Source organism: Vibrio sp. TRT 17S01, assembly GCF_050113695.1.
Classification (GTDB): Bacteria; Pseudomonadota; Gammaproteobacteria; order Enterobacterales; family Vibrionaceae; genus Vibrio.
Genome location: NZ_JBNJOG010000001.1, coordinates 35,413 through 53,083 on the forward strand (window position 1 = coordinate 35,413; position 17,671 = coordinate 53,083).

Annotated in this window: 3 protein-coding genes; all 3 read left to right on the forward strand. The window is 39.4% G+C overall.

Annotated features, from left to right (window positions below; genetic code table 11):
* Positions 1-13: 13 nt before the first annotated feature.
* From ACQEXS_RS00180 to ACQEXS_RS00190, 3 genes are read left to right on the forward strand one after another with little or no spacing between them, the layout of a single operon-like run.
* On the forward strand, positions 14-13,711 hold the full coding sequence (locus tag ACQEXS_RS00180; protein ID WP_427012427.1) for an amino acid adenylation domain-containing protein: 13,698 nt from the start codon (positions 14-16) through the stop codon (positions 13,709-13,711).
* Entirely contained in the window at positions 13,711-16,191 is a 2,481-nt protein-coding gene (locus ACQEXS_RS00185) for a beta-ketoacyl synthase N-terminal-like domain-containing protein (RefSeq protein WP_427012428.1), read from the forward strand. Before ACQEXS_RS00180 ends, ACQEXS_RS00185 begins: the two co-directional genes overlap by 1 nt.
* Positions 16,184-17,212, forward strand: coding sequence for a methyltransferase (locus ACQEXS_RS00190; RefSeq protein WP_427012429.1), 1,029 nt, complete (start codon positions 16,184-16,186; stop codon positions 17,210-17,212). The genes ACQEXS_RS00185 and ACQEXS_RS00190 overlap by 8 nt, the downstream gene beginning before the upstream one ends.
* Positions 17,213-17,671: the final 459 nt, after the last annotated feature.

Below are 17,671 nucleotides of genomic sequence, written 5' to 3' on the forward strand. Positions count from 1 at the left end.
AGGTAGCTATAACATGAGTTTGAGTAACAATGATTTTAACTTAATAGACATACAAAAGGATATCTGGTTTGACCAAAAAATTGATAGTAAGTCTTCTAAGTATAATATTGGTGGATTCGTAAAATTTGATTCCCAAGTCGATCTCGCCCTACTAGAACAATGTATCATTACGTTTGTTGGCTCTCATTCTATCTATCAAAAGTCTTTTTACGAGGATGCTACTGGCGTTCCTATGGTGAAAGACCTCCCCCCGAAACGTTTTACAATAGAACAACTAAATCTAAAGAATGAAGATAATGCAGTTTCTTGGATGTCTAGCCAAATGGATATCCCCATTTCGTTATCAAGTGATGTACTCTTTAAACACGCATTTATTGTACTAGATGATGGAACAACTTATTGGTTTTGCAAGCACCACCATTTGATTGCTGATGGATGGAGCTTCTTGCTCTTAACTCGTCAGGTGGGAGAGCTATATAATGGTAAACTCAAAATCAACGGGTCAGACTATTTTGAATATATTCTGGATAAGCAAAAGTACCTAAATTCCGATCGGTATGTTAAAGACGCCGATTATTGGAAGAACTATTTAACAACAATGCCGGAGTCAGCATTCAGTTTAAAGTCTAACGGCATCGGAAAAAACAACCACAGCACATTTTGGCTAGAAAAACACAATATTGAAAAAATTAGACACTTTTGTGAAGCGTATAAAGTATCTGAGACACACCTTTTTTCGGCCATTGTTTATTCAATAATAAGCAGATTTTATTGGGTCGACGAGGTTTCTATTGGATACCCAGTTCAAAATAGAACGAAAAAGTCGCATAAAGGTATCGTAGGCCCATTTGTTGGGATGATCCCTCACATAGTTGCAGGTTGCAGCGGTTCAAAAATTGGTGATTTAGCCGGAAACATAAAGTCGTGTCTTCGGACTCATTATAGGCATCAGCAAATTCCTTTTACAGACATTGCAAGTACCTCTGATTGTCAACGAAGTGGGCTCGAAATCGTTGACTGTATTATTAATTATGTACCTCATAATCATAGCCAATTTTTTGGACAAGCCAATTCAAATACATATTCAATTGCCAATCCTCATTCGACCGTACCTTTGTCTGTCTCAATATGGGATTTTGGGAATCACAATGGCATGCAATTTGATATTGTAACAAATAGTTCATTCGTTAGCGATTTAGAACATAAATCTATTAGTGATGCAATCTCAGTAGCTATATCAGATCTGAAGATTGAAACAAAAGTCGCAGGCTTAAAGTTAGTTTCAGACGATGTTCTTCATACTGTATTAACAAAGGCTAAAGGATCTAAGCTTGAGAATACTATTGATGTCGTAGATCGATTCATTTCCGTAAGGAGCTCCTTTAAGTCTGAATTGGCAGTTGTCGACAATGCCGCTAGTTGCAGTTTAACCTACGATGACCTTGATAGACGTTCTTCGGAAATTGCTGTAACTCTGATTGAGAAGCACGGTCCTGGCAATCACTATATAGGGGTGTGTTTTGAGAATAAGTGTGAGTTAATCGTTGCTATACTTGGTGTACTAAAGGCTGGTTACGCATACGTTCCATTTGATCCAGAGGCTCCGTTAAACCGACTGATTTATATTTCAAAAGATGCCAGAATCGTCGAGATTTTGAGCGATCTCTCTACTCTAGGTGGAATAGAACCAAGCCTTTTCAGGAAGAAATACCTTAACATTAAGGATAACTGCCAGGTACGAAAAGAGGAGGATATAGCCTACGTTATCTACACATCTGGTAGTACAGGTGTACCCAAAGGTGTGAAAGTAAGTCGCTCTAATCTTTCAGGTATGATTAAAGGGTTCGATGATTCTTTTCCAGCTAATGTACGCTCCGGACTTTCATTATCTCCATATTTCTTTGATGTCTCAGTATGGGAAATGTTTTCGTTACTATCTATCGGTGGCACAGTTCATTTTCTTGCAAAAGAAAATGCCCTCAGAGCTGAATCCTTAGTCGCACACATAGCAACGAACCATATATCTCAGATTTACATTCCTCCAAATCTACTAAGTGAATTTGTCGTTGCTGCTGAGAAGTTGTGTACACCGCTTACCTTGAGCCGAATCTTAATTGGAGTAGAACCAATTTCTCATGGTCTAGTTGAAAGACTGTTTAAATTGAAACCAGATCTAGTTGTTGTTAATGGCTATGGCCCAACTGAAGCAACAATTTGCTCAACTTACTATAGATGTAACAGTGAGCCCACAGATTTGCCATTCATACCAATAGGCACTGCCGTTCCTGGAAGCTCAGTACTTCTTGTAGATCGTGACCAAAATATTGTCCCATTTGGTATCAGGGGCGAGATTGTAGTTGTGGGCGCTGGTGTATCTGAAGGTTACGTTACACCAGACCATGGAAATTCTAACAGATTTGGTACTGACATTAATGAATTCATTGAAGGTAGGTTCTATAAAACCGGTGACCTAGCAGAAATGCTTGAAGATGGAAATCTTTATTTCAATGGTAGAAAAGACTCTCAGGTCAAAATTAATGGCTTTAGAGTCGACACCTTGGAGATAGACAGCGTAATTAGGAACTTGGATCGTGTTGATGATCTACGAGTTGTTGTTAATACCAATTCAGAAACACCTTTCATAGAAGTTTTCTTGGTGAGCCATACATCTTTTGACATGCGCGATATTGAAGAGGCATGTCTCATCAACCTGCCTGTATATATGCAACCAAGTAAATATACAATAATTGATGAATTTCCGCTGACGCCAAATGGAAAACTTGACAAAAGTAGACTCCTCGAACTTTCCACTTCAGAAATAAAACAAACTTCTGAGTTTAATGATATAGAGAATGTTGTAAAAACAGTTTGGGAGGAAGTTCTTGATACAAACATCCCAAATAAGTATATCGATTTTTTTGCCTTAGGTGGCTCTTCCCTAAAAGCGGCAAATGCATTGAGTATCCTCAAAGATAGGCATAGGCTATCGACTGAATTTAGCAAGGCATTCAAGTATAGGACAATAGAAAAATTCTCTACTCAACTTCAGAAAATTGATGGTTTGGATACTATAGAAGGCAATGAAAGCGGAGAATCGACGTTATCACTGTCGCAACAACGGCTATGGTTTTTATCACAACTAGATAAAGCTTCCACGGCATATAATATGCATATTCCATTAACTGTGAGTGGAGATATTGACGAAATTGTGCTCGGTCAATCCTTAAGAGCATTAACCCAAAAACACTCCCAGCTAAGAAGCGTATTTAAGTCAGACAATGAGTTTCCGAATTTGCACGTCATGGAACCTTTTGATCCGCTGATTGTTAAAGTTTTTAAGGATACTCTATTTCATAAACAATGTAACAAGATCCTTAAAGAGCTTTCAACAAGAGAGTTTGACTTAGAGAATGGGCCGCTCTTCGAGGTTTACTTGTTTAAAAAGGAATCACGAGCAGAGTCCATAATTCTCTTGTGTATGCATCATATTATCAGTGATGGTTGGTCTATTGGATTGTTACTTAAGGACCTCTCCACACTCTATAACTCGCTTATGAAAGGCGACAAAGTTCATGATATAGAACCAAAAATCAACTACTTGAACTTCTCCGACTGGCAGCGGAGCGCTATAACAGATGAGGTTATAAATAAGAAGGCAGATATTTGGAAAGCTCAATTAGGGCAGTTTCCTGAGCTATCTACTTTTTATACTGATAGAGTTCGGCCAGCTAAGCAAAGCATGAACGGACGAGTATATTTCTCAAGATTTGATAAAGAGCTTAGTTCTAGATTGAATAAGCTTGCGATAGATTTTGAGTCCACACCTTTCGTTTTGTTGCTTAGCGCATTCTCTGTATTGCTCACAAAACATAATGGGCAGTCTGAAAATATCATTGGTACGCCTGTTGCAAATCGAAGCCAACATAGATGGGAGGAGGTTTTTGGATTTTTTGTAAACACACTACCCATTAAAGCTTCAGTTGACTCAACTGTCAGCTTCCAGAAATATGTCGAAGAGCTGAGTTTAGTTGCTTATAGCTCGTTCGACCATCAAGATGTTCCATTCGATTTCGTTGTTGAAAAAATCAATCCAACTCGTAATGTCAGCTATAGCCCTATTTTTCAAGTAATGTTCATTCTTCAGGACGGAAGTTCTCTAAAGTGTGATTTCGGAGGTAGGGCAGCTAATTACTATCAGAATCCATATAGACAGTCTAAGTTTGACTTGACGTTAAGCCTTACGGAAATAAACGGAGAGTATTTATTAGATTGGGAGTACGCGACGGATTTATTTGACGAAGCAACGATTCGTCGACTTGATCAGCAATTCGGCATATTGCTCGATCAATTGCTGCTTAATCCAGAAGCTAAATTGGGGGATGTTCAGTTTTTCTCTGAAGATGATCGTAAGTTATTGGAATATGTTAATGGTACGGAATTTGATTTGGACCTGGATTCAACTATTCTTACAGGTTTTTCAGATTCTGTTGCCTCCCATGGAAATGCAGTAGCCGTTGCTGTGGATGGAGAGTCGATTACGTACTCAGACTTAGATCGTCGATCAAGTCAGCTAGCTGCATATTTGGTCGAGTCAGGCCTCACCAAAGCTTCTGTAGTAGCTTTATGTTTAAATCGTTCAATTGAAATGGTTGTAGCCATACTGGCCATTGTTAAATCAGGATCAACTTATTTACCGCTGGATCCTGATTTCCCTACAGATCGGTTACGTTACATGTTAAATGACTCTAAGGCGGCATGTGTTTTAACCTCAGAGGTCTTAAGAGCGAATTTATTCACTGACGCGCATAATGTCTTGTTAGTTAATGATGCCTTAGAACGATCATCGGAATATTCGATCGAAGAGATTAACAGCCTTCCAGCTTCAGGTGATTTAGCTTATCTAATATATACATCAGGCTCTACGGGTAACCCGAAAGGCGTTATGGTATCCCATAGAGCTTTAAACAACTTCTTGTGCTATATGAAGGAAAAGCTTGGTATCGATGCAGATCACAAGATGCTCGCGGTCACGACGATTTCCTTTGATATCTCTTTGCTAGAACTTCTCCTACCGTTGATATCCGGCGCATGCTTATGTTTAGCGAAAAAACACGAAGTTGTTAACCCTGATGACCTCGAACGAATCATTGACGACGCTTCAATTAATTTTATGCAGGCGACACCGTCAACGTGGAAAATGCTACTTCAGAATGACTGGAAACCTTCAAATACTTTTAAAGCACTTTGTGGTGGAGAACCACTACCTTTGGATGTAGCGGAGTCACTGTCTCAATATTGCAAAGAGCTATGGAACGTATATGGTCCAACCGAGGCTACGATATGGGCGACTATGAAGAAAGTGGATCCAGCTAACATACGTACAAATAACATAGGTACCCCCCTCGGAAATACCAAAATACATGTTTTAAATGAACGATTAACTGAAGTTCCAGTAGGTATTGTCGGAGAGCTGTGTATCTCGGGTGAGGCTTTGGCGGAAGGCTACCTCAACCAAGAAGAGTTGACGTCTAGTAAGTTCATAAACGTCGAATTGAGTGGCAAAAAGACGAGAGTCTATAAAACAGGTGACTTAGCAAGATGGACATTAGATGGAGAGCTTGAATGCTTAGGCAGAAATGATGATCAGGTTAAGGTGCGTGGGTACCGAATTGAGTTAGGTGAAATTGAGTCTGTATTGAATGCTCATGAGTTAGTAAAGGAGAGCGCAGTCGTAGTTCAAGGCGAGGGCGATAGAAAGTCTATTGCTGCATTTGTAGTACCGAGTGAAGATGGACATACGAACGAGTCAACAAACGGTAATTTATGGCAGTCCGTTTGGGATGACAGTTATAAGGAAGCTCTAATAGAAGTCGATTCCTTTACTAATATTAGTGGCTGGAAAAGTAGTTACACTGGCGAAATGTTGCCTACTTCCGTAATGGTAGATTGGCTACTAAACACCGTGAACATGCTCAAGCCTTATGTGAGTTCAGCTGTGCTTGAAATTGGGTGTGGTACCGGCATGTTGCTCTTTAAATTATTACCTCAAACCGATTCCTACACAGGTTTGGACTATTCACAGTCTGCTTTAGAATATATTGAAGCGGAATTGGGGCAAGTCGATTGTCGGAGTCGTGTTGAACTGCACAATATGCCTGCGGACCGCATTGACGAGCTTGGAGTAAGTCGATTCAACACAATTATTCTAAACTCGGTTGCCCAGTATTTTCCGAACTTTCAGTACCTTAGCTCTATAATACAGAAAGCAATAAACACTGCCAAAAAGGGCGGAAAAATTATTATCGGTGACTCACGAAATTACGAATGGTCTCTGCAATTTTACATCAGCTTAGTTCAAGTTGAAGATCTAAAATCTTTGGAAGAAAAGCAGGAAAGACTTAGAAAACTTATAGATGAAGAGCGAGAGCTACTCTATTCTCCAGAAGCACTCAGTAAGGTCATCAACAAATCTGATCGCGTTTCTCATATAGAATTTTTGTTAAAGACATCGACCTTTGAAAATGAAATGACAAACTTTAGATATGATACAGTTGTTCATCTGGACAAGGCAGCTTTTTATGTGGGAGAAAAATCAACATGTTTATGGGACAAGGACATTGGGAACGAGCAGTTCGACTTAGATAGTTCTGATGGCGTTAAGATAGTTACCAATGTTCCCAACGGATACGTATCCAGTTTCCCTAATTCATTTTCAGTTGATGCTACTATCTATTCGACACCTGGAGACATTGCTCTTTATATTAGTGACAAAGGAAACTTTTCAAAAATACTATACGAATCTGCCGAAAGAGCTACGGTAATTGTGAGCGGTAAACCTTTAGATGATGTTGTGTTCCCTGAACTACGACCTACGTTTGAAGCAAAAACTGACCAATACAATCAGCCTTATCAAGATATAGATTTCTCATTATCAAGGGAGGGAATTTTAGAATGGTTAAGGGTTTCACTTCCACAATATATGGTACCATCTCGAATCGAATTTATTAGTGACATTCCACTAACTCCCAACAAAAAGGTTGATAAAAAGTCATTGGTAGAGAAGGGGGCTAGTGTTAAGGAATACCAAGAGGTACTCAGTCTAACTCTTACACAATCTAAGCTGTTTGAGATATGGAACTCTCTATTGCCTTCAATGGTTAGCTCAATAGAAATAAGCTTTTTTGAGAGTGGCGGTCATTCACTGTCAGCTATGTTGTTGACCAATAGGATTAGAAAAGAATTCTCTATCGACATTAGCGTCGGTAAGATTTTTGAATACCCATCAATTGCTAGCCAATCTTCTTGGATTGATGATCAGCTAAACCAATCTTTACCTTTGCTTAATCATAACATCGACTATTCTACCCTCTCCTTATCTCAACAAAATATATGGTTGCTTGACGACTTTGAGAATACAGAAAATTCATACAATATGTCTGCATTGCTCCATATACGCGGGATAGTCAATATTCAGAAGCTTGAAAGTGCACTGATGTTTATAGTGAAAAAACGAAAGGCGCTTAGAGCAACTATACGAAGTGAAAATTCTATACCTAAGTACAGCTTTGTAGAGCCATATAATCCACTTAGAATAAGCGATGTAAACTTACCTTACACTAGTGTTGAGGATGCCCAAAAGCTCTCCGAAGTTTCTGACGCCATGAATCATCAGTTTGTACTTTCAGAGGGACCGTTATTTAGAGTAGATTTAGTAACTTTCTTGAATGATGAAAGCCTACTAATCGTCAATGTTCACCACATAATTTCAGATGGATGGTCAGTCAACCTACTCATATCTGAACTTGAAAGCCTCTACAACATTACAGCGGACAGCGAATCTTATGTCGAAGATGAAGAATTCTTGAGGTTCAATCACTCTCAAAACCAATGGCTGGGTTCCGTTAGATCAAATGAAACAATCAAGTTTTGGGTAGAAGCACTAAAATCCGCTCCGACACTGACAACATTCCCGCCTACATTCGTACGACCGGATATTAGGGAATCCAAGGGTTCAAGGTTTACTCTTAAAATAGAAAAGGGTTTAGCTGAGTCGATTGAAAAACTATGCGGTGATCTTAAAGTAACCCCATTTATGTTCTTTTTGTCCGCGTTAAATATTTTGCTCTATAGACACACTCTCCAGCGATCGCAGGTTATAGGCTCACCTATTGCAAATCGTAATATGGCTGAGTCAGAACACGCTGTAGGTATGTTTGTAAATCTGTTGCCATATGCAATTGAGGTTCATCCAGATTCGAGCTGGATAGAGGTATTAGAAAATTCAAAAAAAGTATCTAGCATAGTGCTAGAGAATCAAGAGTTACCTTTTGAAAAGATTTTGGAAGTAACGAGGCCGACTAGATCACTGGCATTTAGCCCAATAGTTCAAACCGTCCTATCATTTTTCCCCGGTGGACGGAGTAATCTGCAGCTTGAGGGATTGCAGACAGAGCTTGTTCGCCCAAGTGAACTTAAAATCAAATTTGATAATCACATTAGCATTTCTAAGTTAGATAGCACCCAAGAATATGAGATAGATTGGCAATTTAATAGTTCATTGTATTCAGAGCAATATATTCAGTCATTAGGTAAGCAATTTGTGGCATTGTGTCGTTCCGTGACAGATGACCCACATCAAAAAGTAGAATCAATTTCCTTCCTTACAAGTAGAGATCTTGCGATTTATAGAAAGCGGCACAATTTAAATCGAATTGGCAAAGCACCTTTGAATACTGTGGTCGACGGATTTGTCAAAATGGCTAGGGAAGTACCTGATAGTATAGCAGTGGTATGCGAAGACCGAAAACTAACTTATAGCGATCTCTACAGTTCTGCTGCTAGAGTTGCAAAGCATTTAAAGTCAGGCCTTGGTAATTCGAAAAATGTCGTTGCAATTCATTTAGATAGGTCATTGGAATCTATAGTTGGCCTGTGGGGTGTTTTGTTGTCTGAAAATGCTTATATGGGCATAGACGTAGACTTCCCGAAAGCAAGAATAGAGAGAATGCTCAAGGTCGTTGAGCCAGACTTTATTCTCACGTCAATAGAATATAAGGAGCTTTATAAAGCATTTAATAAGCCAATTGCCATCGTTGAAGACATAATGTTTGATGAAACTTTAACACTTGATGAAATTAACTACAGCATAGATGTTAACGATCCTGCCTATATCATTTTCACTTCCGGATCAACAGGCCTACCAAAAGCTGTCGAAGTTCAGCATGGAGCAATCTCAAATTATACTAAAGCTATAAAGACAAATAACTATGAACACGTTGGCAACTACGGGTTAGTCACAACTATTGCTACTGATATGTGCAAAACATTTATCTTTTCCGCGTTAACTAGTGGGAGTACTTTACACGTATTAAGCAAGTCCATAATAACAGATCCATTTAGACTTAAGGTTTACCTCAACGATAACCGGATTGATTATCTAAAGACTGTTCCTTCACATATGTCTGCTCTGGTTGAAACCAAAGGCCTTTTAGCCAAGTGTAAACACCTCATGCTGGGAGGAGAACCCCTCTCAAAGTCGCTAGTGAGAAAACTCAAATCTGACTACAAGAACCTATCAATACTGAATCACTATGGACCTACAGAAACAACCGTTGGAATGCTAACGCTTAATGTTGACTCTATGGACGAAAGAGAGATTTCAAGTAGCTATCCATTGGGATCGACGATTAATGGAATGAGCAGTGTCATTCTTGGTGAAAAGAAAGAGATTTTACCAGTAGGAGTAATAGGTGAAATCTATATAGCCGGACATGGCGTTTCCCTTGGGTACAGAAATAATACGAAGGCCACCAACGACAGTTTCATGGAGATTACAGTAGACTGTAATCGAATGCGTTATTACCGTTCCGGTGATGTAGGACGCTTGAGATCGGATGGATTAATTGAAACGTTGGGAAGAGTAGATCAACAGACAAAGATTAGAGGATACCGTATAGATCTCAATGATATAGAAAGTGAATGTGAACGTCTTCCTGGGGTGGAAAGAGCAATTGCAAAAATAACTGAACATAAAGACATTGAGTTGTATATCTTACCTGGCAAAGAAAAATTGGTGATAAGTTCGGTAGTCAGTTTGATGAAGAAGAAACTCCCGGCTCATATGGTACCGTCATCCGTCACGGCATTAGATACTATTCCGCTAACGCATAACGGGAAAGTTGATAAGAGCAAGTTAAAACCAGTATCTTCAAAAATCGATTCAAAAACATATGAGTACGCCACAGCAACAGAGAAAAAGCTCGCAGAAATATGGAGTTCCTTATTGAAAAGGAAAAACATTTCTCCGAGTGATGATTTCTTTGAGTTAGGTGGGCATTCATTGCTCGCAGCTCAAATGGTAAATCGCATTAGTGATGTTTTTAATATCGAGTTACCTGTAACCTCACTTTTCCAACACACAGATATCTGTTCATTGAGCAAATTCATTGATAGCAAATCTGAATCTAGCATGATTGTAGAAAGGGATTCTATGCTTGAATTCAAGCATGCGCTGTCTGCTTCGCAAATGAGGATTTGGGTTCTATCGCAAACAAAAGAACTAAGTATTACATATGGTACTCCTTCATGCTTATCCATAAAGGGGTCGATAGACGTTGCGCTGCTAGAAAATGCGTTATCCATTGTAGTTAGCAATAACGAACCGCTCCGGTCCGTATTTATCGAAACTAACGGAATAGTTGAGACGAGATTGAGTGAATCGTCGGTGAATTTTGAACTCGATTCAATATGTAGGGAGCAGGGTTATCTGGCAAAACTTGACAAATTTATCGACAATAATGCTGGGCATGAGTTTGATTTAAAAGAAGGGCCACTTTTAAGATTGCAGCTTGTTCAAATCGTTGAATCAACAGGAGAAGTTTTCGAAAGCTATCTTCTATACAACTTGCATCATATTGTCAGTGACGCTTGGTCTGTTAGCATCTTTACCAATGAGCTAATCGATGCTTACGAAAAATTAGTTAAGGGTGTAGCGAATGAAGTTAAAGACAAATCTTTATACTACCAATATGTTGCTTGGCAACATAATTTTTTGCAATCCAAGCTTTATATTAACCAGTTGAACTACTGGAAACACTATATATCTAATCCAAATAGTATTCTTGAACTTAGCGTAGCTAAAGAAAGACCGCATTATCCGAGTTTTGAAGGTAAACACTTCTACAGCATGATTGATTCGAATCGCTCGAAGGCTTTCACTACATTTCTGAAAGATAAAAGAATGACTTCGTTCATGGGCTTTGCCACTCTCTTTAGTAGTCTTTTAAGAGTCAACGTGAATGACAATCTAGTTACTTTTGGAACCCCGGTGTCAGGAAGAAGCAAGAAGTCATTTGAAGATCTAATCGGATGTTTTCTGAATACGCTTCCTCTTCAAATTGAAGTCGATTTGAGCATGCCCTTATCATACGTATTAGAGAGAGTTAAAAACGATTCAATTGGGCTGCTGGAAAATCAATACGTTCCGTTTGAATTGTTAGTTGAACAGTTAAAAGTTGACCGGCATGCAAGTATCAACCCGATATATCAGACTATGTTGATAATGCAAAATGCGCCAGCAATCTCTTTGAACACGGATAATCTTGAGATTGCTGAATATAGATCCGGTAGAAATACCTCGAAACTCGACTTAACCTTAAATGTATTAGAAAGAGATGGTCGGTTCCAATTAGATTGGGAGTACGCTACGGATTTATTTGACGAAGCAACGATTCGCCGACTTGATCAGCAATTCGGCATATTGCTCGATCAATTGCTGCTTAATCCAGAAGCTAAATTGGGGGATGTTCAGTTTTTCTCTGAAGATGATCGTAAGTTATTGGAATATGTTAATGGTACGGAATTTGATTTGGACCTGGATTCAACTATTCTTACAGGTTTTTCAGATTCTGTTGCCTCCCATGGAAATGCAGTAGCCGTTGCTGTGGATGGAGAGTCGATTACGTACTCAGACTTAGATCGTCGATCAAGTCAGCTAGCTGCATATTTGGTCGAGTCAGGCCTCACCAAAGCTTCTGTAGTAGCTTTATGTTTAAATCGTTCAATTGAAATGGTTGTAGCCATACTGGCCATTGTTAAATCAGGATCAACTTATTTACCGCTGGATCCTGATTTCCCTACAGATCGGTTACGTTACATGTTAAATGACTCTAAGGCGGCATGTGTTTTAACCTCAGAGGTCTTAAGAGCGAATTTATTCACTGACGCGCATAATGTCTTGTTAGTTAATGATGCCTTAGAACGATCATCGGAATATTCGATCGAAGAGATTAACAGCCTTCCAGCTTCAGGTGATTTAGCTTATCTAATATATACATCAGGCTCTACGGGTAACCCGAAAGGCGTTATGGTATCCCATAGAGCTTTAAACAACTTCTTGTGCTATATGAAGGAAAAGCTTGGTATCGATGCAGATCACAAGATGCTCGCGGTCACGACGATTTCCTTTGATATCTCTTTGCTAGAACTTCTCCTACCGTTGATATCCGGCGCATGCTTATGTTTAGCGAAAAAACACGAAGTTGTTAACCCTGATGACCTCGAACGAATCATTGACGACGCTTCAATTAATTTTATGCAGGCGACACCGTCAACGTGGAAAATGCTACTTCAGAATGACTGGAAACCTTCAAATACTTTTAAAGCACTTTGTGGTGGAGAACCACTACCTTTGGATGTAGCGGAGTCACTGTCTCAATATTGCAAAGAGCTATGGAACGTATATGGTCCAACCGAGGCTACGATATGGGCGACTATGAAGAAAGTGGATCCAGCTAACATACGTACAAATAACATAGGTACCCCCCTCGGAAATACCAAAATACATGTTTTAAATGAACGATTAACTGAAGTTCCAGTAGGTATTGTCGGAGAGCTGTGTATCTCGGGTGAGGCTTTGGCGGAAGGCTACCTCAACCAAGAAGAGTTGACGTCTAGTAAGTTCATAAACGTCGAATTGAGTGGCAAAAAGACGAGAGTCTATAAAACAGGTGACTTAGCAAGATGGACATTAGATGGAGAGCTTGAATGCTTAGGCAGAAATGATGATCAGGTTAAGGTGCGTGGGTACCGAATTGAGTTAGGTGAAATTGAGTCTGTATTGAATGCTCATGAGTTAGTAAAGGAGAGCGCAGTCGTAGTTCAAGGCGAGGGCGATAGAAAGTCTATTGCTGCATTTGTAGTTATAAAGAGTGACGGTCTCGACGTGGAAAGTCAGTCAAGTATTGAAAACTCACTATCAGTAGAGCTGCCGTCTTACATGATCCCTAAATCGCTGACAACATTAGAGGCATTACCTCTTACAGCGAATGGAAAAATCGACAAGACAACATTAAAGAAAGCTACAGTAATTAGACCTTCTTTGAAGCAAAGCGTTGAACTTACAGAGCGTCATAAGGAGATTTCCGAAATTTGGAGAATGGTGCTTGGTCATTCTTTATTCACTGAGTCTGATAACTTTTTTGACGTAGGCGGTAATTCCGTATCGATAGTACAGGTGAAGAAAGAGATATTGAGTAAGTTGGGCTTTGAAATTCAGATAGTTGATCTATTTAGACACACTAGTGTACATGCTTTAGTTTCTTTATTGGATGACAGAAATAAGCCTATAATCAAGAGCCAAGTTACTGATTCAAAATTAAGAAAAACTAAGGACCGGCGTCAGGCTTTAATGCAAAGAAGGAGAGGAAAGTAATGAGTAGTACTGATATTGCTGTAGTAGGAATTGCATGCAGGTTTCCGCATTCAAAATCTCCAAATGAATTTTGGAGCAATTTAGTAGAAGGAAAGGACTGCATAACCGATTTTTCTAAGGAAGAGCTTCTACGAAATGGAGAATCCAAAAAAAGGATTGACAACCCGAACTATGTAGCTTCAAGAGGTATTCTTGAGGAAATAGACACGTTCGATAGTAAATTTTTTAACCTTTCCCCAAAAGAAGCCGAGATAGCGGATCCTCAACATCGTTTGTTTTTAGAATGCGTGTATGAATGCTTAATGGACATAGGTGGCGAGTGGCGTGGAAGTGAAGTAGGACTGTTTGCCGGATCAAGCTTGAGTACATATATGCTCCACATGATCGAACAAGGGGCCCATAAAGAAGTAGACAATTATCAATTGTTGATTGGAAATGATAAGGACTTCCTGTGTACTAGAACTTCGTACGCCTTGGATTTAAGAGGGCCTAGTGTAACAGTACAGACGGCCTGTTCCTCCTCATTGATTGCAGTTCACATGGCTATTCAAAGTCTCTTAGCAGGGGAATCTAACGTTGCTATAGCAGGCGGCAGCAATATTAAACTCCCTCAAATAGCCGGCTACGACTATATCCCTGGAATGATTTACTCGGAATCGGGACGATGTCGTCCATTTTCGGAGAGTTCGGACGGTACTGTTAGTGGTAATGGTGTGGGTGCTGTTGCTATGAAGCGCTTGGAGGACGCGGTTTCTGATGGTGATGAGATTTATGCCTTGATCAAGGGTAGTGCCACTAACAATGATGGAAACCGAAAAGCTGGATTTACTGCACCGAGCGTAGACGGTCAGAAGTCACTACTGGAAGAAGCTGCTCTTGTCTCAAATGTAGATCCTGAGTCAATTTCTTTTATTGAATGTCATGGTACAGGTACTTCTTTAGGCGATCTCATTGAATTTACTGCTCTTAAAGAAGTCTATTCTAAGAATTCTACAAGTCCATGCTATTTAGGTTCAGTTAAATCGAACATTGGGCACACAGATGCTGCCTCGGGAATTGCTGGGCTTATTAAAGCTGTATTGTCGCTGAAGAATGACATGATACCTCCAACTTTGGGATTCACAGATTTTAGTTCAGACTTAGAGGCCCACACTACAAGGTTTAAAGTAAACACAAGCAAAATCGACTTTCCAAAAGAACATGTCAAAAGAGCAGCGGTTAGTTCATTTGGAATAGGTGGCTCCAACTGCCATCTGATATTAGAAGAGGCACCACCCAGTAATCGTAGGACCAGAAAAGCATACGAGGAAACATTTTACGATAAGAAGCACTGTTGGTACGAAGGGTTTTCTCCAAGTCAGGAAGAAGGTCTCGAAGATACCGAAAGTCTAGTCAAGGAAATCAATGAGGCTGAGTTAGTTCGAATGACCACCGCTGCCTGGTGCAAAATTCTTGGGCATACGACGATTAGTGATGACCAGACTTTTTATGAATTGGGTGGTGATTCGTTCGCAGCAATCTTGGTAGTGGATGAACTTAAGGGAGTTCTTAGAGAAGACATAGACTCCAATATTTTACTGAATGATTGTAGTCTCTTGGAATTTACCTGCTATCTCAAAGAGCAGTTAACCAAGGAAACAGCTAGCAGTATTTTGAGTAATATCATAGTTCCATTAAGTGAAAATGAGTCGGCAAAACAATCGCTATTTATGATTCATCCCGTTGGTGGATTTGTCTATCACTATAGGGAATTGAGTGAGTTAATCATACCAGATTTCAATGTATACGGCATTCAATCAAAACAAATTGGTCGATCAGAGATGAATGAGATATCTGTCGAAGAAATGGCAGAATGCTATTGTAGTGAAATCAAAGCAATGGATGATATCGATGATGTTTATTTGTGTGGTAGCTCATTTGGTGGAATGATCGCGTTTGAAATGGCAAGGCAGTTTAAAGAATCGGGTACTAACGTAAAGTTTTTAGGTCTTATAGACTCGCCTTCGCCTAAGTCCTTTAAAAGTAAGCTAGAAACAGAGGATAAAATCATATCTTACTTAATGAAACTCGGATATGACATCGATGTTGACTTTTCAAATGATAATAGAACTAAGCACGAAAAAATAGAGTATTGTCTTGATTTACTTTTAACCTCTCACTTTAAAGAAACACTTGGAAAACTTGATCTAAATGTCGAAGGTTTGGTCCAAGCACTTGAGCTGTTTCAGATAAATATGAAAGCAATGCACAGCTATAGCTCTGATGGTGAGTGTGATCAATTGCTATACTTTAAAGCATCAGAAAGCGACTCCTATCTTCCAGAAGCGAGTGAAAGATATTGGATGAAGAAGGCAAATTTGGAATTTAGGTGCGAAGAAATTCCTGGCAATCATGTGACCATCATGAAAAATCCAAATGTTAAAGTTTTGGCTTCATCTTTGAATGAGGCACTAAAAGGGGCACTACAAGTCAATGCTTAATAATATTGTTACGAACTTAGAAAACGCTACTGCTGAAACTCCGTTAGCACCAGAACTAGTAATGGCTGCTATGCAAGGCTATCAAATGACTCAAGTTATTGTAGTCGCTACAAAACTAGGGATATTTCAAAACTTAGGCTCAGAGAAAAAAAATCTATGTGATCTTGCAGCCTCCTTGAACGTAAACAAAGTTTGGCTAGACGACTTATTGGAGATGTTATGCTCACTTTCGCTATTAAGGAAAGAAAACGGTCTTTATGAAGTTACTACTTTAGGTGAAATGTTAACCCTAGAAAGCCCTAGATCATTCAACGGTACCGTTCTTTCAATATACGATACATTCAGAGCCTGGGGCTCTTTGTATGACGCATACGCAGAAAGTAGCTCGGGATTTAAAAAAGCATTTGGCGTCGAAATGTATGACTTCTTAAACTCTAATAAAGGTAGCGAAGCTGCCTTTGCAAATTGGATGAAGGAATCACACCGGGAAAAAGTACTACCGCTACTTAGGAAAGTAGATTTAGGAAGGCATGCTTCATATTTAGATTTAGGTGGCAGCCAAGGTGCTTTAGCCAGCTATCTTTCTAAAGAATACCCTAACGCGAGAGTTACTGTCTTTGAACGACAAAGTGTGGTTGATGTTGTAGAAGAAGAGGTCTACAGGAGTAATGTACGATATGACTTTGTGGCTGGAGATTTTTTCGATTTAGTTCCGGATGGTCACTCAGCATACTTCCTTTCACGAGTATTATTGAATTGGAGTGATGCTGATGCAATTCAGATTTTAAGAAATGTAAAAAAAGCGCTAGGGGAAGATTCAAAGCTATATGTTATTGACTTTATGTTGCCCGACAATGATAGAAATGCATCTCAACTGATAGCAAGTTTACATTTGATCGCTATTGGCGGCAGAAACATGCGTCGTGAACAAGAATACCTAAATATGTTCAGTGAATCAGGTTTTGAGAAGGTAACCAAATTAGAAAGTCATGGGCATTTAAGTTTATATGAACTATCTTGAGATACATTTGTATTCTGCGATAAGTTAAAACGAATATTTTTAAAATTAGTAGTCAAAGTTAGTGAGAAATAAAGCCTAATCATTGACGCAGATTTATTGTAGAAGTAGCTTAAAACTCTTGTGTTTGAGTAAGTGATGGATAAAACTATTCCTCTATACGAAACCTAGTGATGGGCTTTTATAAGCCCATTCATAACCGTTTAGTTCCAAACCCAGGCGATATATTGGTTACCGCTAGTCGGATCTCAATAGGATTAGTTTTCTATCCAACATCGATGAACAAGCTAGCTAATTGTGCACAGAAGTAGTGCAGAAACGAAACGAGAAACATCGGTAGCCGGCCCCCCCGTCCGACTACTTCTGACCACACAGTACTGCAAGAAAATGCTGATATTTATTTTTGGGGACTGCATGATGTGGTCATAAAAGTAGAGTTGTTCAGATGAGCTATGCATCTTC

What these genes read in the sequence shown, in the direction of transcription:
- ACQEXS_RS00180 (WP_427012427.1), top strand. Translation starts at nt 14, where the DNA reads ATGAGTTTGAGTAACAATGATTTTAACTTAATAGACATACAAAAGGAT.
- ACQEXS_RS00185 (WP_427012428.1), top strand. Translation starts at nt 13,711, where the DNA reads ATGAGTAGTACTGATATTGCTGTAGTAGGAATTGCATGCAGGTTTCCG.
- ACQEXS_RS00190 (WP_427012429.1), top strand. Translation starts at nt 16,184, where the DNA reads ATGCTTAATAATATTGTTACGAACTTAGAAAACGCTACTGCTGAAACT.